General features: G+C 39.7%; 18 protein-coding genes. 8 read left to right on the plus strand and 10 right to left on the minus strand.

Features of this window, described 5'->3' with window-relative positions; all coding sequences use genetic code 11:
• The first annotated feature begins 116 nt into the window (after nt 1-116).
• Nucleotides 117-392 (plus strand): MoaD/ThiS family protein, encoded by a 276-nt coding sequence (locus HCR01_RS15740; protein ID WP_193197082.1) that lies wholly within the window; start codon nt 117-119, stop codon nt 390-392.
• A gap of 109 nt (nt 393-501) precedes the next feature.
• A complete protein-coding gene (locus tag HCR01_RS15745) occupies nt 502-1,551 on the plus strand; it encodes a low specificity L-threonine aldolase (protein WP_193197083.1) in 1,050 nt (349 codons plus the stop codon).
• A gap of 264 nt (nt 1,552-1,815) precedes the next feature.
• On the opposite strand, the gene HCR01_RS15750 is transcribed toward HCR01_RS15745, so the two are convergent.
• Nucleotides 1,816-2,946 (minus strand): hypothetical protein, encoded by a 1,131-nt coding sequence (locus HCR01_RS15750; RefSeq protein ID WP_193197084.1) that lies wholly within the window; start codon nt 2,944-2,946, stop codon nt 1,816-1,818.
• Nucleotides 2,947-3,391: 445 nt separating this feature from the next.
• On the opposite strand from HCR01_RS15750, the gene HCR01_RS15755 reads away from it, so the two are divergent.
• A complete protein-coding gene (locus tag HCR01_RS15755) occupies nt 3,392-4,069 on the plus strand; it encodes a DUF2996 domain-containing protein (protein ID WP_193197085.1) in 678 nt (225 codons plus the stop codon).
• Nucleotides 4,070-4,141: 72 nt separating this feature from the next.
• On the opposite strand, the gene HCR01_RS15760 is transcribed toward HCR01_RS15755, so the two are convergent.
• On the minus strand, nt 4,142-4,636 hold the full coding sequence (locus HCR01_RS15760; protein WP_193197086.1) for a TM2 domain-containing protein: 495 nt from the start codon (nt 4,634-4,636) through the stop codon (nt 4,142-4,144).
• A 440-nt stretch (nt 4,637-5,076) separates the two neighbouring features.
• Between HCR01_RS15760 and acsF the strand changes: the two genes are divergently transcribed.
• Nucleotides 5,077-6,153, plus strand: coding sequence for a magnesium-protoporphyrin IX monomethyl ester (oxidative) cyclase (gene acsF / locus HCR01_RS15765; RefSeq protein ID WP_193197087.1), 1,077 nt, complete (start codon nt 5,077-5,079; stop codon nt 6,151-6,153).
• Nucleotides 6,154-6,519: 366 nt separating this feature from the next.
• Nucleotides 6,520-6,831: an RNA recognition motif domain-containing protein gene (locus HCR01_RS15770; protein ID WP_162394977.1), complete on the plus strand. Its 312-nt coding sequence runs from the start codon at nt 6,520-6,522 to the stop codon at nt 6,829-6,831.
• 371 nt (nt 6,832-7,202) lie between these two features.
• On the opposite strand, the gene HCR01_RS15775 is transcribed toward HCR01_RS15770, so the two are convergent.
• From HCR01_RS15775 to HCR01_RS15800, 6 genes are all read right to left on the minus strand, one after another.
• Entirely contained in the window at nt 7,203-7,376 is a 174-nt protein-coding gene (locus HCR01_RS15775) for a hypothetical protein (protein ID WP_226889368.1), read from the minus strand.
• A 55-nt stretch (nt 7,377-7,431) separates the two neighbouring features.
• A complete protein-coding gene (locus HCR01_RS15780; protein ID WP_193197088.1) occupies nt 7,432-8,619 on the minus strand; it encodes a glycosyltransferase family 4 protein in 1,188 nt (395 codons plus the stop codon).
• A gap of 974 nt (nt 8,620-9,593) precedes the next feature.
• Nucleotides 9,594-10,079, minus strand: coding sequence for a TIGR00725 family protein (locus HCR01_RS15785; protein ID WP_193197089.1), 486 nt, complete (start codon nt 10,077-10,079; stop codon nt 9,594-9,596).
• Nucleotides 10,080-10,264: 185 nt separating this feature from the next.
• The gene (locus HCR01_RS15790; protein WP_193197090.1) at nt 10,265-10,843 is read right to left on the minus strand and encodes a hypothetical protein; all 579 of its coding nucleotides are present in this window, start codon (nt 10,841-10,843) and stop codon (nt 10,265-10,267) included.
• A 240-nt stretch (nt 10,844-11,083) separates the two neighbouring features.
• Complete coding sequence (locus tag HCR01_RS15795; RefSeq protein ID WP_193197091.1) at nt 11,084-11,812, minus strand: HAD family hydrolase; 729 nt, start codon at nt 11,810-11,812, stop codon at nt 11,084-11,086.
• Nucleotides 11,809-12,729 carry a class I SAM-dependent methyltransferase gene (locus tag HCR01_RS15800; protein WP_193197092.1) on the minus strand — a complete coding sequence of 307 codons (921 nt, stop codon included), beginning with the start codon at nt 12,727-12,729 and terminating at the stop codon, nt 11,809-11,811. The genes HCR01_RS15795 and HCR01_RS15800 overlap by 4 nt, the downstream gene beginning before the upstream one ends.
• A gap of 62 nt (nt 12,730-12,791) precedes the next feature.
• Between HCR01_RS15800 and HCR01_RS15805 the strand changes: the two genes are divergently transcribed.
• Nucleotides 12,792-13,337, plus strand: a complete 546-nt coding sequence (locus HCR01_RS15805; RefSeq protein ID WP_226889370.1) for a hypothetical protein — start codon at nt 12,792-12,794, stop codon at nt 13,335-13,337.
• Between the two features lie 267 nt (nt 13,338-13,604).
• Complete coding sequence (locus tag HCR01_RS15810; protein WP_193197093.1) at nt 13,605-13,856, plus strand: RNA-binding S4 domain-containing protein; 252 nt, start codon at nt 13,605-13,607, stop codon at nt 13,854-13,856.
• A 119-nt stretch (nt 13,857-13,975) separates the two neighbouring features.
• On the opposite strand, the gene HCR01_RS15815 is transcribed toward HCR01_RS15810, so the two are convergent.
• Entirely contained in the window at nt 13,976-14,728 is a 753-nt protein-coding gene (locus HCR01_RS15815) for an SDR family oxidoreductase (RefSeq protein WP_193197094.1), read from the minus strand.
• Nucleotides 14,729-14,756: 28 nt separating this feature from the next.
• Complete coding sequence (locus HCR01_RS15820) at nt 14,757-14,972, minus strand: hypothetical protein (protein ID WP_193197095.1); 216 nt, start codon at nt 14,970-14,972, stop codon at nt 14,757-14,759.
• A gap of 98 nt (nt 14,973-15,070) precedes the next feature.
• Between HCR01_RS15820 and HCR01_RS15825 the strand changes: the two genes are divergently transcribed.
• Entirely contained in the window at nt 15,071-17,218 is a 2,148-nt protein-coding gene (locus HCR01_RS15825; RefSeq protein ID WP_193197096.1) for an RtcB family protein, read from the plus strand.
• Nucleotides 17,219-17,237 lie beyond the last annotated feature (19 nt).

The following is a 17,237-nucleotide window of genomic DNA, read 5'->3' on the forward strand; positions in this document are numbered from 1 at the left end:
TTTGTCACTTCTCCCCGAAGTTCTGATCGGAGGAAGCCTCCGCTCAGACTTCTCTCTTTGTCAAAATCAAGGACAAAAGACAAGTTCCAACTCTTCACTCTTAAATTTTCACTTCTATGGCCATAACAGTTTTAGTTCCTACTGCACTTCAGAATTTTACTAATAATCAAGCTACCCTAGAATGTAATGGTAGTAACATTGCTGAATTGTTGGACTCATTAGAACAAAGCTTTCCTGGGATTAAATCGCGGTTGTGCGATGAAGCCGGAAAGCCTCGCCGATTTCTAAATTTGTACCTTAATAGCGAAGATATCCGCTTTTTGGAAGGGACAGATACACCTTTAAAAGATGGCGATGAAGTAAGTATTGTCCCTGCTGTTGCAGGTGGTTGATACAGAAAAAATCTAATTTAGTAAATAAATCTTATAAGCTTGCCGTTAGGGGCACGGCAAGAAATTGTCGTTCCCCTATCTTAGTATTATGGGGACAAAAATAGAGATTATGAATAGCCTCTCAGAACAGTTTGCAAGCGATAATTCTTCTGGTATTTGTCCTGAAGCCTTAGAGTACATGATTAGAGCTAATCATGGCAGTGTTCCAGCCTATGGCAATGATGAATGGACTCAAAAAGCAACAGATTATTTTCGAGAACTCTTTGAAATTGATTGCGAAGTATTTTTTGCTTTTAATGGTACAGCAGCAAATTCTTTATCTTTAGCTGCACTCTGTCAGTCTTATCACAGCGTTATTTGTCATGAGACAGCGCATATAGAAACAGATGAATGTGGCGCACCTGAATTTGCTTCTAATGGTTCTAAATTGTTACTTGCTCAAGGTAAAAATGGCAAGTTAACATCACAAGATATAGAAGAAATTGTAATTAAACGTACCGATATTCATTATCCAAAACCTAAAGTTATTAGTATCACTCAATCAACTGAATTAGGAACTTTATACTCTATTGAAGAACTTATTGCAATTAAAGAAGTTGCGAAAAAGCATAACTTAAAAATTCACATGGATGGCGCTCGTTTTGCAAATGCAGTTGCCGCCATGAATAAAAGTCCTGCTGAAATTACTTGGAAAACGGGAGTTGATGTATTGTGTTTCTGTGGGACAAAGAATGGAATGGCATTAGGTGAAGCCATTATTTTCTTTAACAAAGCGTTAGCAGAAGATTTTGATTATCGTTGCAAGCAAGCAGGTCAGTTAGCCTCAAAAATGCGGTTTATCTCTGCTCCTTGGTTGGGTTTATTGGAAACTGGCGCGTGGTTAAAAAATGCTAGGCATGCTAATCAATGTGCTGAATACTTAGAAAATAAACTATTAGATATAGAAGGCGTTGAGATAATGTTTCCTAGAGAGGCAAATGCCGTGTTTGTCAAATTACCTAAGTTAGTAATTCACAGTTTAAAAGCAAAAAACTGGCAATTTTATACATTTATTGGTGTGGGAGGAGTGCGTTTTATGTGCTCTTGGAACACAACTAAATCTAGAATTGATGAATTAATTAGTGATATCAAGAACGGGCGTTGCATAATTGCGGGATGATTTATCGGGCTACGCCCCGCTACGCTAACACGCAGAGGCGCAGCGAAAAGTTCTGTTCGCGTAAGTCCACGTTCTGTACGGATGATAGCTGCTTGCCCATTTGATGCTAAAGTCATAACCCTTAGCTCCTCGGAATCCAACTTTATAATACCCTACACGAAAAGCAAGGTGGGCAATTGCTCACCCTACCTGCTCAATGACACCGTTATCATGATGCAATTGTCTAAAGCTGATTACCCAAATAAGCAAAATTTATATTGTAAATCAGAACACAGCACGAAGCCCGCTCATAATGCCCTTGATAAGACCGTAAGTTACTGCAACTGCTGCCACACCTTTTGCAAAATTTTCTGCTTGATCTTTAGTCAAACCGAATATCTGAACAACTCTAACGTCACGTTCCATCTCCACAATTTTTTGGATTTTGGAAGAATCAGATTGCTCAACTACTCGAAAAACTAAATCAAGTTTATGTTCACCCGTATTGTTGGCTTTGCAATTCCAACGGTAGGAAAGTTTTTCTAAATCAAGTGATTGGCTTTGTTTCTCGCTAGGAAGAATTTTAAATTCAGGTGAAGACAGGTCTAATTCAAGAGAGTAGTCTTCTTTTTTATCTAATTGAATTTTTTCACTGAAAGAGGATTCGCTAATTTGAGGTTCAAATATATTATAAAAAGCATCTAAAAAGCTAGAATCCGATTGTCGTTTCTTAGCCTGGTTTTTAGTGTCTTGTTGAGGCTTGCAACTCAAGTCTATCCTTACTACGCAGGTTTCCTCTTTATATATTTGTATAGGTAGCTTATTCAAAAAACCCTTATAGTTTTTGATGAGTACTTTACTAATGTTTTGTTTCTTCTGAAGAGGGAACCTTCTTTTAGCTTCCTCTTCACTTGTAATCTTCAAATGAAGATCCATATGAACCTGCTCCCACTTTGAGCGAATAAGGTTCACTAAATACAACCAAATTGGAAGTAAGACAAACGAAATAAGATTGAAAAATCCTAACAAAATATTAATAAGAAAAATGAGCAAGCCAATAATTATATTAATTAGTGGCAAAAACAGTGAGAGAAGTAATCTAATGAATCCTGGTTCTTCTGCTACAGATTTCAGCCATCTGGTAATTGCTCTCCCTACTCCTGGTGGAATTCTAAGACCAACACTAAAACTTTCGTTTTGAGGCAAAGTAAGACTTAATCCTGATCGATTATCTAAAACTGATATATACTCTGAAGACTGTTCTATTGCTTCAAAGTTATTGAGTGAAGCAGAATTTACCCAATTTGATAATTTGAAATTTGAGATGTTTGGAATAAAAGTGAGAAAAAGAACAAAGAATACCGTAGTAATTACAACACCTGTAAACGAAGTCAGAAACTTTAAAGATCGCTTCATAATTCTTAGAATTTTGTTTGAAAAATTGCTCCATTGAAAGAATAAGCTCGCCATCAAACTTTGATATAAAGCTTGCAGTATTGTTTTCGGAGGCAACCATCCTGTACCCCTATCACCAACGGTTCAGCGGTCTAACTAGTTATTAGACGGAAATTTTCAAATATGCGCTTTAGCAAGTGAGACTGAATCAGGGTTCGAGCATTGGCTATCATAATAGATAGAATTTTTCTAAATAACATTCATATTCAAGCATGATACAAAAATTTTCCGTATATTTGTCCTATATTAAGTAAATATACGGCTTCTTTTAATAAAAATTTATGGTATTCAAATGATAAATATAATTCGCTAGCTTTTGCCATACTCTAGTATGTCAAAATGAAAATACCCGATACCTCAAGGTGAGCGATCGCGCTTAAAGCTAGACAAAGGATTGACCTGAGCAATGGCAGAAGCAAAAAATCATAACGAAGCTGGCGAAGTGGCTCCCAGCACTGTTGACAAGCAAGCTCCCAATGTCGCTGAAGAAAACGCTCCTAGTACAGACTCACCCGAAGCGACAGACCTTCCTACTGCCAACGCGCCAGACCCAAAAGCCGCGAACCCAGAAACCAACCCCAATGCTGCAAAACCTGCTACACCCCCCAAACGGGAAAAACCCCCAGCCGCAGCTAAAGGCGCAGTTGGAGAAAAATCCGAAGCAGGCGAAAAACCCGCAGCTAAAGCTGCAAAAAAGGAAAAAGCCCCAGCTGTTGAAGATAAGCCTTTTGTAGAGTTTATACAGCAAGACTACTTGCCAGCTTTACAAAAAGCGATCGCTCAGCAAGGTGTGCAAAACTTAGAAGTATCTTTTGCTAAGCAGAAAGTGCCGATCACGGGTTTTGAGTCAGCCGAAGAATACTGGCAAATTATCGGCAGTTGGTCGGAAAACGGTCTGCGTCAATTTAACCTGTATTTCCCCGAAGAAGATATTCAAGGCAAAAAGGGATTTTCCTGTAATGAAGGCAAAAAACCTAGCACTCTTGAGTCCTTCTTAATCGATGAGCGCAAAATTACACTTGACCTGTTAGTGTTTGGTTTAGTACAGCGCTTGAATGGTCAAAAGTGGCTAGGTAGAAATTAGTCCTTAGTCCTTGGTGATTATTTTGGATAAAGGACAAATTAGACATCTGTGTTTATTTACACTTAAGTTCTTTTAAAGTTCGTGGAAATGATAGGTGACGGCTCCAGTAATGGGGTCGTTATCTATTTTCACATAACCTGATTTGAACATTTCTTTAAGAGTAGCTTCCACTTCCGCAAAGCTGGCTCCCGTTGCCTTCACACCTTGAGTCACGGTTAGGCTACCACCTTTATTTTCTGCTGCTTCAATCAACTCAACCATAAGTTGATTACCAGTTGGGCGGCGGACTTGAGAGGCAACCACCGCTTGATTTAGGGGTACACCCAAGGGAGATAAACCCGCTTTGATCTTGAGGTTGTGTTCATATTCATCAACCATGTTAGGTATGAGGAATACATCCACGAACTGCCCTACACCAAACAGACCCCCAGTCAATAGCCACACCAAACCCGTCCCTATCTTGCCATTGTATAAGCGGTGCAGCCCTCCTAAACCGAAAAACAGCGCCGCACTTAGGATGTAAGAGACAAGAAGTCGGTCTTTATGCTGATTGTTTTCAAGATTCATCTTGTTTTCAACCCCTTAGATTCGCTCTTGTTGTCTAAAGATGCTTTTCTCTGACTGTTTTGTTTCATATCAGCATGGTTAGCTAGAATAATTAGAAGTTTTCAGGGATTATGCTAATCAAGAAACAGTTATTAATTCCAAAAGGAGCAACATATGATAAAATACTCTACTTTAATTGTAGTAATAACCACATAAAATTACTGAAGCAGTAGTGTTCTGAGAAGGCGAGGATGTGAAGATGACTACAATCTTTAATTCTCGATTCCGTAAAGATTGAAGGATGTTGCAACTCTTAACGTTTAATTTAGAGTTTCTAACCTTCACCTTGGTAGACTGATTTTTATACAAATGGATTATTGTCAACTGTTGCGCCTTGCCAGAACATTACCTTTGGCTTTCTGGTGAACTCAAGATAATAAAGACAAAAGAGCAATCAAGACATGGTAGATTCCCTTAAAAAACCAGGCTTTGAAGAAATGCGGCCAGGGATTAAAGTCCCGGCAAGAGAAACCCTGTTAACACCTCGGTTTTATACTACCGATTTTGATGAAATGGCGCGGATGGACATCTCCGTCAATGAAGACGAGTTAAGAGCCATTTTGGAAGAGTTTCGCGCTGATTACAATCGCCATCACTTTGTTCGGGATACAGAATTTGAACAATCCTGGGATCACATTGATGGGGAAACTCGCCAGTTATTCGTTGAATTTCTAGAACGTTCTTGTACTGCTGAGTTTTCCGGCTTTTTGCTGTACAAAGAACTCGGTCGTCGCTTGAAGGACAAAAGCCCCGTCTTAGCAGAGTGCTTTAACTTAATGTCACGGGATGAAGCTCGTCATGCTGGCTTTTTGAACAAAGCCATGTCGGACTTTAACCTGTCCCTAGATTTAGGATTTTTGACTAAGAGCCGCGACTATACATTCTTTAAGCCGAAATTTATCTTTTACGCTACTTATCTTTCTGAAAAGATTGGTTATTGGCGGTATATCACCATTTATCGGCATTTAGAAGCACATCCTGAAGACCGCATTTATCCAATCTTCCGGTTCTTTGAGAACTGGTGTCAGGATGAAAATCGTCACGGCGATTTCTTCGATGCCATCATGAAGTCTCAGCCGCAGATGTTAAATGATTGGAAAGCACGACTGTGGAGTCGGTTCTTCTTGTTGTCGGTGTTTGTAACAATGTATCTCAATGACATCCAACGCAAGGACTTTTATGCCTCAATTGGATTAGATGCACAAGAATACGACATCTACGTAATTAAAAAGACTAACGAAACCGCAGGTAGAGTTTTTCCAGTCATGCTGGACGTAGAGAATCCTGAGTTTTATCAACGATTGGATCTTTGTATAAAGAATAACGAAAAGCTCAGCGCGATCGCTAACTCCAACACTCCCAAATTCCTGCAATTTTTCCAGAAGTTACCCCTTTATATTTCTAATGGCTGGCAATTCTTGCGGCTTTATCTGATGAAACCGATTGATGCTGTTCCTGCTCAAGGAGCAGCTCGCTAAGTCATAACACGTTTATGAAAGCTTTCATGGTTCTGCTATAAACAGAACCATTTTTTTAACTGGTTTTCAGTCAAAATGATACCGTATGGAGACTAGTTGCTCGTTAAGCAGCTATACCAACCTTAGTATTATCCAGCGCTTATCATATTTCCGTATTTAGATATAAATCGTTAATATAACTTTTTATAACAGTTTTTTGATTCAGTTTCCCAGATAGTTTGTTGTTATGTTAACCTAGATGATGAAATGAGAATTAATTCGGCGATAGCGTTTGTGTTTAGTATTGACAGGTTTTTCCCTTTTGGTATTTACAGACTTCTCTCCGAAATCTAAATCTCTACACTCTTATGATTTTGGAGACATTTTATGTCGATTTACGTAGGCAACCTCTCTTATGAAGTTACCCAAGATGCTTTGAGCGCTGTTTTTGCAGAATATGGTTCTGTAAAACGGGTTCAACTACCCACTGACCGTGAAACGGGCCGCCTTCGCGGCTTTGCTTTTGTGGAAATGGGTACAGAAGCCGAAGAAACAGCAGCGATCGAAGCTCTTGATGGTGCTGAATGGATGGGACGTGACCTCAAAGTTAACAAGGCCAAGCCCAAAGAAGATAGAGGAGGTTCGTTTGGTGGTAATCGCGGCGGTGGCGGTGGTTACAACCGCAACAACCGTTACTAATCCAAATAGACTAAACCCTTTTAGATCTAAAAGTCTCCTACTTCAAGTTTTAGCAGGCTAAAAACTTTCTAAAACAGCGGTCATCTTTATAGCCGCATTTTTATGATGTAGAATTTGATATAAGCTCAGGCATTAGTGCCTGGGCTTTTTATATGGAAAACTTAAGAATACTTGAGTTAGACGAATCTCTCCCTGCCTTGAACTAAAGTTCAAGTTTGTCCCTCTTCGACTCGCAGAGGGACGGTTTTGCTTAGTAAAACTAGGGAGAGGCCTTTTTTCTACGGCTAATTAGATGAACACAATATGACTCGTCGAACTTACGTTTTACTACGGCAAAACGTCGGTTGATCTAGAGCATTATAATGCCTGAGTTATCTACTGGGTGGGCATGGGAGGCTGTAAGACCCTCGACACAATATGCTAGATGTAGATGACAAGTTCACAGATAAAGAAATAATTTCTGCACCAACTAGATGGGTTTCTAGACATTGCTGAAGTTGGGTTAATGCTGTCGTGCGATCGCCAACAGCGGGCGGGTACACCATCGATTGCTTCTACTTATAATTCAGGCAACTCTGGAACGATAGCAACTTATCTTTTCTATTTTTCTAGAACTTGTATATCCTCCGAAGCTGGATGCTCCCTTAGCTTATCTATAACTGTGGAACTATAAAGAGTTTCATACAGTCTTAGGTTGTCAGCAGTAATGTAATTCCAAGTATAATTCAGTTGCACATTCCTTTGTGCATTCTGAGCCATTGCTACCAACAGTTGAGGGTGACAAATCGCCCAGTTTAGAGAACGAATAAAAGAGTCTAAATTTCCAGCTTCAAAAAACATTCCCTGTCCATCATTAATTAATTGTTTGTGGGGTGGGATGTCACTTGCCAGCACAGGTATACCTTCTCGCATAGCTTCTAGCATTGCTAGAGGTAGTCCCTCTACATCAGAGGGTAAAACAAACAACCCTGCTCCCCGTACTATTTCCCAAAGACGAGTTCCCTGAAGTTCGCCTGCCAAGATAATATCTCGATTCTTTGCAACTCTTTCTAATAGTTTTGCAGTAAAGGATTTGGTATCGCTGACACTTCCAACCAAAAGAAGTTTCCATCCAAGAGGTTTCAGGGCACAGAAGGCTTCAACAAGCAAATCAGGACGCTTTTCTGGTACCAATCTACCTAAAAACATAATATAACGTTTTCGTTGCAGACTAAGCTGAGTCCCGTAGGTAAAATTTGGGTCTGACTCACCGTAATGGGCAGGAGCGTTAGGAATGTAAACTGTTCTCACACCATAAGTTTGCCAAAAGTAGGATTGGAGTACATTAGAAACCACGATTAATTTATGAGCAAAACGTACTGCTGTTTTCTCTCCTGTTTGGATTAAACGAGTAGAAAAACTACCCCATTTTGCACGCTGCCAATCTAACCCGTGACAAGTAACTACAACTTTTGCAGAGGTGGCAATTTTGGGTAAACAAGTAAATAGAGATGGACCGAGAGCATGAAAATGAACAATATCGTATTTCTTGCCTATGGCGCTGATTGCTCCTAGGGCTGAGGTAACAAAAGCGTCCATCCCTCTCAAATTTCCACCAGGTAGGGAAATAACTCGAACACCCTGAAAATCGTAATGCTTAAGCCAAGAACCTGCCGTGTAAGAAGATCGGCCAAATAAATCTACAGCGTGTCCTTGGCCTGCAATGCGAGTATATAGTTCCGCACAATGATGCTCAATACCTCCCTGTTTTGGAGGTAAACCTTTTGCACCAATCACAGCGATTTTCATAGTTAGTAGTAATATTGTGAAAATAGTGTATAAATCAACATCAATCTGCAAAATCTTTTTTGCTAGAATTTACATTTCGTGGGTTTAAATCAGCCTCACAGCTTTTCCCTACTCACCGATTATTCGAGTTTTGGCATCATTAAATATGTAATGAAATTTAATTTAATTAATCAGTCAAGTCATATAACAGTTTGTTAACAGTTAAGTTTGACTTAGCTGCTAATGCAATTTTTATTGAAGACCATTGTAAAAATCAATGCGATCAACTCTTTAGTAAAGACATAAATAAGGAAATTATGTCTTGTTTAGATTTTTATTTTAAAATTAATAAGTTTTATTTAAGTTAGCAAAAAAAATATAATTAATAAATTAAGTCTGAAGACTTAGAATAAAATAAATCTGAAGGCACATGCCAAAAATCAAATATTCATTTAAATATTATTATTTGTCAATATTTATAGAGTCTAAATGGATAAAATTTTTATCAAATTAGTTTAAGAGAGCTTGAATATCAACTAATAAAATGTAAATCAATTCTATTAACTAACAAATTTGATATACGAAAAATGTAGCAAGACTTAATTCCAATTGTTTTGTCCAAGAGATTAATAAAAAGTCAATTGCAGTATAGTATATTTGTTCTACTTTGACAGACACCATCAACCAAGGTTGAAAATGAAGTAACAAAAAATTCTGTAGGTTGGCACTTTGGCTTTGTGTAGATGAGTAGTACAACCTTAAGTTTATAATTTATTTGCGATCGCACACCTAAAAAAGTCAACATACTCAAGAAACTGAAACAAATCAAAGCAGTTTTGGCTTACAAAGACTCGGAAAATCTAGGCGATTTTGCCATTCTTAAATCTAATCTTTTAGGTGCAAAAGCATATCCTGAAAATTAGGTGAGAAAATGTTTAGGATTACTACAACTTTCGACAATTCAATAGTCTCAAACTTTTATCCAAATTTAACTATTATAAAATTGCTTTGACAGTGGCGATCGCATCCACTACACTCTCAACAATATAAACATTTTCTGGCAATAGTTTTTTGAAGAAAACTTTGCTTTCTTCATCGTCAGTCAACAAAATTACTTTCTTGTTTCCTTTCAAAGCTAAAGCAATTTCTGAAGCAGTTCCCGCACCCATACCACAGGCAATTACCACATCACTGGAAAGAACATTAATATTATTTCGAGCATTTCCCATGTCTGTGAAAATGGCAATATCTAATGCTTCAGAAATACCATTTCGATTATCGCTGGGGAGAATGCCAATAGTTAAACCGTTACTGGATTTTGCACCATTACTTGCTGCATCCATTACCCCCACATTCCTACCACCAGTGAGTAAAATCCATCCTTGTTGAGCTATGAGTTTACCTAGTGCGTAGGCATTTTGCAACTCATTTGCTGTAGCCTTTTCTCTAGGACCCATCACCCCAATAATGATCTTTCTCATAGCAATTCTTTGTGAACAACTAGATAGATTCCAGACTTTTTAGATAACAGGACTTACGCACTCAGATCCCCCAACCCCCTTAGAAAGGGGGCTTTACACGTTCCCCCCTTAAAAAGGGGAGTTAGGGGGATCAGGGTTTCAGGCTTCAGTGCGTAAGTCCTAGATAAGTCGGGAATCTGAGTTATCTACCATTGTTCAGTCCAATAGACAATTTCTGAAGCTGAACTATTAATTGCTACACCATAACTATCGCCGTGATTCCACTTGAAGCCAGGTCTACCTCTATCGTTTGCTTCTAATACTAATATTTGATATGTAGCAGGAAAAGATTCCGCAGAAGATTCACTAGTATAAAAGAAAGTTGTCGGTACACCATTAGGTAAGTTGATATGATCGTTGGTGTTACCACCGATATATTCATGTTTAGCGATACTTCTGTATTGTGAAAGTAATTTTTGAATCTTTTCTGGTGACTGTTTCAGCCTAACTTGAAAATAACTGCCTCCTTGCAAAAATCCTGGGGAGTAGACAATGCGGACGCCTTTAGCATCAGCAGGAATCTCGTTAGGAAAATGTCTAACTTGGTTATTACCAGACCAAAGTTGATTACGAACTTCTCCATAACGCGACTTATCAGTAATTAACTCTGACTCACTGGTACTGCTAAAAGCTTTTCTCAGAAAAAAACTTCCCCCGATAACGCCAAGACTGCCAATGGAAAATAGAACTATCATAGCTATTTGGACAAGATGCGATCGCTTCATCGAGTTGGGTACGGCTAAATTGTATAGTCATATAACCAACTACTAAACTAAATTGGTAGTATTTCGGATCTGATACTAGAAATATTGATGAAAACTTTGCGTGTTACGGAGAAATACGGGACTATTGTAAAATTATTGTAAATAAATTCAAGGATTATCTAGTCAAAAACCGCAACTCATTTGCAAAGCATATCTAGTAACCAAGGCATTTCACAAGTACATAGACTTAGTTGTGAGATCTTAACATTCACTTACTGTGGGCTGAAACTCTTTTTGGGAAAAGACTTCTTGCACCCGTTCGAGCTCCAAATCACTCAGATAATCAACTGTCCAGTTACAGTAACGCTGGAGCATGTGAAATGGGTAAGTATTCGCTACACCAACTACCTGCATTTGCGCTCGTTTTGCGGCTTCGACACCAGCTGGGGTATCTTCAATTGCTAGACACTCTTGTGGTTGAAGATTCAAAGCAGGAAATTCTTGGTTGAGGCGTTTCACTGCTAGTAAATAACCGTCGGGTTCTGGTTTACTGGTAGTAATATCATCACCAGCTACGATAATTTGAAAGTACTCAGCTAGATTGGCACGATTAAGTACTAGTTCTATTTCTTTGCGAATAGCGCCACTAACTAATCCTAGTTTCAGATTGCGCGATCGCACCTGAAAAATCAAGTCTTCTAAACCTGGATATAAAGGCAGTTTTTCGATTTTCTCTAGTTCCAACACATAGGTTTGGGCCTTGCGGTATAGCAACTGAGTTAAATAGTTTTCAGTGACTACTCGACCGCGATTAGCAAATAGTTGCTGGAAACAAGCGCGATCGCTGCGTCCTAAAGAAGCTTGACGCTCATTGACCCTTTGGGGTTGGAGATTTTCTTGAACGAGAATCTCATCTATCAGTTGTAAGTGGATTGGCTCATCGTTAATGATGACACCATTAAAATCAAAGAGAACTGCCTTTAAACTCATGCCATTACGCCAAATGCTGGAGACTCAAGTCCCTCCAAATCATTATTATCTATTGTGGTGTCTCTTGATGTCGGAGAGTGTTGTATAACATTTTTTTGAACAGTTGTATCTTCTCCAGGAATGGGTTTTACTCCACTAGTTACCTGATTTATCCACCATACATCCTGAGTTCGCACTGCTTCAAAGCCTGCTGCACCCATACTCGCATCTATATTACCAGCAGCATACTCACGAATATACGGCTCCTCAAAAACATCATTAAGCCAATCTAACTGACGTAGGGTCTTCTGATTACCATCTAAAATCAATACTTGCCCACCAACTACCAATAACCTGAAGCTTTCCCGCAGAATTGTTTGAGATACTGCATTCGGAGTTTCATGAAATAGCAGAGAAGCTGTCACCAAGTCAAACGATGCATCGCTGAACCCGGTTTTCTCAGCATTCCCGTGTCGCCAGACCATATCATCTAAACCAGCAGTTTTAGCTTTGTCTTCTGCCCTTACCAGCATATAAGGTGATAAGTCTAAACCAATGACTTCTGCTTGAGGGAAAGCTTGCTTTAACATTAAGGTAGTGGAACCTGTACCACAACCTAAATCGAGTATGCGTCGTGGTTGTACTTTAATGGCATCAATTAAAGCCTGACGTACTACAGTTTCATTAGGCGGTAGAACGTATTGAGTAATTGGGTCATAAGTAACTGCTGCGCTAGATTTGAGATATCCGCCTGTAATACCGTGAAAGTTTTGGCTAATGTAGTACGGGGGCATGATCACATCCTCTCGTCGGAAGCGATCGCTCTCTTTCTCCCAGTCAATACTATCAGCGTAACGCCGCATTCCTTCCTCATCAATCAAAAGACGCACTACAGGCGATAAAAAACGTTCCCAGATTGTATCTTGACGCACTGCCATAGGTATTGTGTGGGTACTGTAAGGGGCTATTTAAATCTAAGTTATTTTCTTTACAAATTTTAATGTATCTGGGAAAAAGCAGTAAGATAATGAAAAAACTTTTGTTAAAGTTAATCTTGACATTAGGGACAGTTATTACTCTCACCCTGATGGGAATATCTGCCTCTCAAGCTGCTACATTTAACTTTGCTTGGAGTGGTAGTGGAAGTTATTTAGCTAAAGGTTCATTTAGTTATAACGAAAGAACAGCCCCAGCTATTTTTTCCGAGAATGGGCCTGGGAAAACCCATGTTTTACAATCTCTAAAAATTTCTTTTTTTGACCCTTTTAATAATGTTATTGCCTCTTATAATAACGTTGTAAATGGTATCTCTAACACAAATTATTTCAAGTTTAACTTCAATACAGTTACACAAGAAATCTTTGGCTCAATAGATTTAGGAGGTGAAGTTGCAGGTGAGACTTATTTGTCAGGAACAGTTAATCACAACTTATCACTCTTTCAGGTTCCTCAATCTGATTCTGATTTCAGATTAGATACTAATTCTGGAGATATTGTTGTCAAAATAGTACCTGAACCAAGTACTTGGTTCTTGAGCGCTCTATAAATAACTTTCAAAATCAAGCGGCAACTAAAGCAGCAATCGAGTATTTTTTAGCATTGGAATCACAGGCTGTTAAAAAAAATATAAAGAGTAGTGCATAACTTTAGACAGTTCCTCTGCTTGTTTGGCTTACCAAAAGAGGCGATGTCTATGACAGGCTACGCCTACGCACTTTTAGTTAAGGGCAACATAAAAGTAATTGCATCTTGCAATATCTGCTTAAGCTTGATAACGCCACTATACAATTAAGTAAGTGTACTTTTATTTACTATGAAACCCAGAGATAACACAATTAAATTAAGTCAGTTTTTAAAGTTAATGGGTATAGTGCCAACTGGAGGACAAGCCAAGCTATTGATTCAAGGTGGCGATGTACAACTAAACGGTGTGGTGGAAACCCGACGAGGACGGCGACTAGTAAGGGGTGATCAAGTGACAGTGGAAGGACAAACTTTTGAGGTCAATTTAGACAACAGCCAAGACCAAGAGGTACTAACAGTGTTTCCAGAACAAACCGGGTAAAAGATTTTATTTTGGATTGTTTATTGCACCTACATAAGCATTCTCAGATTTTCGTATAGGTGGCGATCACCTTGGTGCGATCGTCACTTTATCTACTGTCCATCCAGTATTTGTGCGGCTTAAAGTTCTTGAATACGCGGACGAATTAACAGCTCACCAACATTAACGCGATCGGGCTGGCTCAGCACGTAAAGAATTGCGCTGGCAATATCCTCAGCTTGAAGAATATTAGCACCTGGGGCATAAAAACCACCTTGTTCAGTAACAGCTTCTTTCGTTGCCTCGTGCTTGATGGAATCGGCAAGTTCAGTCGCCACTGCTCCTGGTTCAATGTCAGTCACCCGCACTCCGTATTCGATTGCTTCTCGGCGCAGACTGTCTGAAATGGCGCGTACCGCGAATTTGGTTCCACAGTAGACAGCTGCTCCCTTAAAGGCAAAACGTCCAGCCACGGAGCCAATGTTTACGATATGACCGCGCTTGCGTTTAGCCATGCCGGGAAGGACGGCATGAATGGCGTAGAGGAGTCCCTTAATATTTACGTCAATCGTTCGCTCCCACTCATCCACGCGTCCTTCAAGCATGGGTGAGAGAGGCATTAAACCGGCATTGTTGATTAGGATGTCTACGCCACCCATCGTTTCAAGTTCATCCCCAAGTTGTGCCACTGCTTCACGATCAGTCACATCCAACGCTTTGATCACAGACTGACCGCCTGCACGCTCAATCTCCTGGGAGAGCAGTTCCAGTTGCTCCGTACGGCGCGCTGATAAAACTACTTTTGCCCCGTTCTTTGCCAGCATCTTGGCTGTGGCTGCACCAATCCCGCTACTAGCACCAGTAATCCAGGCGCGTCCTGAAATAATTGTCATATTGCTTCTCCTGTAATAATGCCAGTATTCAGTCTATTTGTGAGCTATTGACTCTACTTTGTGGCTCGATGAAATCCGACAGTTTTTCTTCAAAATCAGTAAAATAAGGGCGTTTAAATCCTCCTAAGTGTTTTAATCCAGCATAAGCAGCTGCTTCTAAGTTCTCATTATTACGTAGTGAACAAGTTTTGTTGGCACTGAAGCTAAGTAAACAGCTAGTATACTGCTTTGACGAATTCGCCAACGGTATCTTTAACTTGTTACAAATAATTTAGTGGATTAAGGGCGAAATTTCGCCTCAAACTCCAAAACTAAACTAAAAAATCCAAAATAGAAAAAATTATGCCCTACGAAAAGTTAGAAATTACTACACTAGCACCAGTTTTTTCATGGGCGAATCATCCCTTGGGATCAGAAGAAACCAAAATGGCAAAGAATGTGGCATCGCTACCCTTTGTGTTTAAACATGTAGCCTTAATGCCAGATGTCCATCTAGGTAAAGGTGCTTTAGTAGGTTCTGTAATTGCTACAAAAGAGGCAATTATACCTGCGGCTGTCGGCGTGGATATTGGTTGCTTTGTGGGAGATACTTTAGTTCCTTTAGTGGATGGAAAATCTTATCGTATTCAAGACTTAGCAGCACAGGGTAAAGAATTTATCATCTATTCTTGCACCCCTACAGGAAAAATCGTCGCTGCTCAAGCAACTGCTAAGCTAACTAGACGAAACACTCCACTCGTAAAAGTTATTTTAGATAACTATGAGGAAATTATTTGTACTCCCGATCATCAATTTATGCTTCGGGATGGAACCTATAAAGAAGCTGAGTTACTTCAAACAGGAACTTCTTTAATGCCCTTTTACGCCCAGACTGACAAAGATGGCTATACCCTGATTGCTCAGCCATACTCTAGCAGATGGCAAAAAGCACATTGGATTATAGCGAGATCAGGTTTACTCGGCAAAATTCCTAAATTTGAAGGGCAAAGAACAGTCATTCATCATCGCAATTTTCAAGAATTTGATAATCGTCCACAGAATCTTGAGTTTATGGGTGATTGCGATCATTCTGCTTATCACCGTTCTTTAATAGATCGTAATCAACACTGGCAATCTCCCGAATTTGAGAAGAAAAGAGTTACTTCCCTCGCTCAAAAGGCACAAACTCCAGAAGGTTATCAGTACTATGCAGAACGAGGAACTAAAAATATTCTTCAATATATGCAGCAGCAACCAGAACATTTTAAAAATGCAGTTGCAGATAATGGTCTTCGAGGTAAGCAATATTTAATTGCGTACAATCGAAGTGATAAAGGTAAAGCAAGGTCTAAGGAAATTGCCAATAGATACTATACCTGTGAATTTTGTGGGGTAGAAGTCAAAACTCCAATTGGACTTCACAACCACCGTAGAAAAGAACATCGATGCAATCACAAAGTTGTAGCAGTGATTCCTCTAGATTATACTGACGACGTTTACTGTCTCACAGTACCGGAATACCATAATTTCGCGCTAAAAGCTGGAGTATTTGTACACAACTGCGGAATGTCTGCCATCAAAACGCCATTTACTGCTGAACAACTGGAAGGCAAACTGAAGAAAATCCGTTTAGATATTGAAGCAGCAATTCCCACTGGATTTAACGAAAACAAAGACGTTGAAAAATCTGTCACTAACTGGCAACGCTGGGATGATTTTCAAGACTTGCATCGCGGAGTACAGGACTTACAAGGCAAGGCAATGAAACAAATGGGTTCTCTTGGGGGAGGTAATCACTTCATAGAGGTGTGCCTCGATACAGAGAACCAAGTTTGGCTGATGCTGCATTCTGGTTCACGCAACATCGGCAATAATTTAGCCCAGTGCCACATTCATACAGCAAAAGAATTAGCCAAGATGGCAGGTAATCAATTGCCTGACCCTGATTTATCTTACTTTGTGGCTGGTACGCCAGAATTCCAGGCATACTGGCACGATTTGCAGTGGGCCCAAGACTATGCGCGTGTCAACCGCGATGTGATGATGGCTCGGTTTAAGCGCATAGTCGAGAAGCATCTAGCGGGTGGGAAGGCAACTAAACCACTATTACAGGTTAATTGTCATCACAATTACGCCGAAAAAGAAGTGCATTTTGATGAAGATGTTTATGTGACTCGCAAGGGTGCAGTCCGTGCCCAGACTGAAGACTATGGTATTATCCCTGGTTCAATGGGGGCAAAATCTTTCATCGTTAAGGGTAAGGGTAATGTTCATAGCTTTTGCTCTTGTAGTCATGGGGCAGGGCGTTTAATGTCTAGAAATAAAGCAAAAAATGTCTACACACTTGATGATTTGATTGAGCAAACTCAAGGTGTAGAATGTCGTAAAGATACTGGCGTTTTAGATGAAATTCCCGGCGCTTACAAACCGATAGACCAAGTAATGGCAAATCAAGCGGATTTAGTTGAGGTTGTAGCAACGCTCAAGCAAGTTGTTTGTGTGAAAGGTTGAATTTAGTAGTGGGCATTGC

Source organism: Nostoc sp. MG11 (assembly GCF_014904695.1).
In the GTDB taxonomy this organism is placed as follows: Bacteria; Cyanobacteriota; Cyanobacteriia; order Cyanobacteriales; family Nostocaceae; genus Komarekiella.

Excerpts from the sequence above, each read along its gene's own strand:
- HCR01_RS15740 (WP_193197082.1), top strand. The coding sequence starts at position 117 with ATGGCCATAACAGTTTTAGTTCCTACTGCACTTCAGAATTTTACTAAT.
- HCR01_RS15745 (WP_193197083.1), top strand. The coding sequence starts at position 502 with ATGAATAGCCTCTCAGAACAGTTTGCAAGCGATAATTCTTCTGGTATT.
- HCR01_RS15750 (WP_193197084.1), bottom strand. The coding sequence starts at position 2,946 with ATGAAGCGATCTTTAAAGTTTCTGACTTCGTTTACAGGTGTTGTAATT.
- HCR01_RS15755 (WP_193197085.1), top strand. The coding sequence starts at position 3,392 with ATGGCAGAAGCAAAAAATCATAACGAAGCTGGCGAAGTGGCTCCCAGC.
- HCR01_RS15760 (WP_193197086.1), bottom strand. The coding sequence starts at position 4,636 with ATGAATCTTGAAAACAATCAGCATAAAGACCGACTTCTTGTCTCTTAC.
- acsF (WP_193197087.1), top strand. The coding sequence starts at position 5,077 with ATGGTAGATTCCCTTAAAAAACCAGGCTTTGAAGAAATGCGGCCAGGG.
- HCR01_RS15770 (WP_162394977.1), top strand. The coding sequence starts at position 6,520 with ATGTCGATTTACGTAGGCAACCTCTCTTATGAAGTTACCCAAGATGCT.
- HCR01_RS15775 (WP_226889368.1), bottom strand. The coding sequence starts at position 7,376 with ATGGTGTACCCGCCCGCTGTTGGCGATCGCACGACAGCATTAACCCAA.
- HCR01_RS15780 (WP_193197088.1), bottom strand. The coding sequence starts at position 8,619 with ATGAAAATCGCTGTGATTGGTGCAAAAGGTTTACCTCCAAAACAGGGA.
- HCR01_RS15785 (WP_193197089.1), bottom strand. The coding sequence starts at position 10,079 with ATGAGAAAGATCATTATTGGGGTGATGGGTCCTAGAGAAAAGGCTACA.
- HCR01_RS15790 (WP_193197090.1), bottom strand. The coding sequence starts at position 10,843 with ATGAAGCGATCGCATCTTGTCCAAATAGCTATGATAGTTCTATTTTCC.
- HCR01_RS15795 (WP_193197091.1), bottom strand. The coding sequence starts at position 11,812 with ATGAGTTTAAAGGCAGTTCTCTTTGATTTTAATGGTGTCATCATTAAC.
- HCR01_RS15800 (WP_193197092.1), bottom strand. The coding sequence starts at position 12,729 with ATGGCAGTGCGTCAAGATACAATCTGGGAACGTTTTTTATCGCCTGTA.
- HCR01_RS15805 (WP_226889370.1), top strand. The coding sequence starts at position 12,792 with ATGTATCTGGGAAAAAGCAGTAAGATAATGAAAAAACTTTTGTTAAAG.
- HCR01_RS15810 (WP_193197093.1), top strand. The coding sequence starts at position 13,605 with ATGAAACCCAGAGATAACACAATTAAATTAAGTCAGTTTTTAAAGTTA.
- HCR01_RS15815 (WP_193197094.1), bottom strand. The coding sequence starts at position 14,728 with ATGACAATTATTTCAGGACGCGCCTGGATTACTGGTGCTAGTAGCGGG.
- HCR01_RS15825 (WP_193197096.1), top strand. The coding sequence starts at position 15,071 with ATGCCCTACGAAAAGTTAGAAATTACTACACTAGCACCAGTTTTTTCA.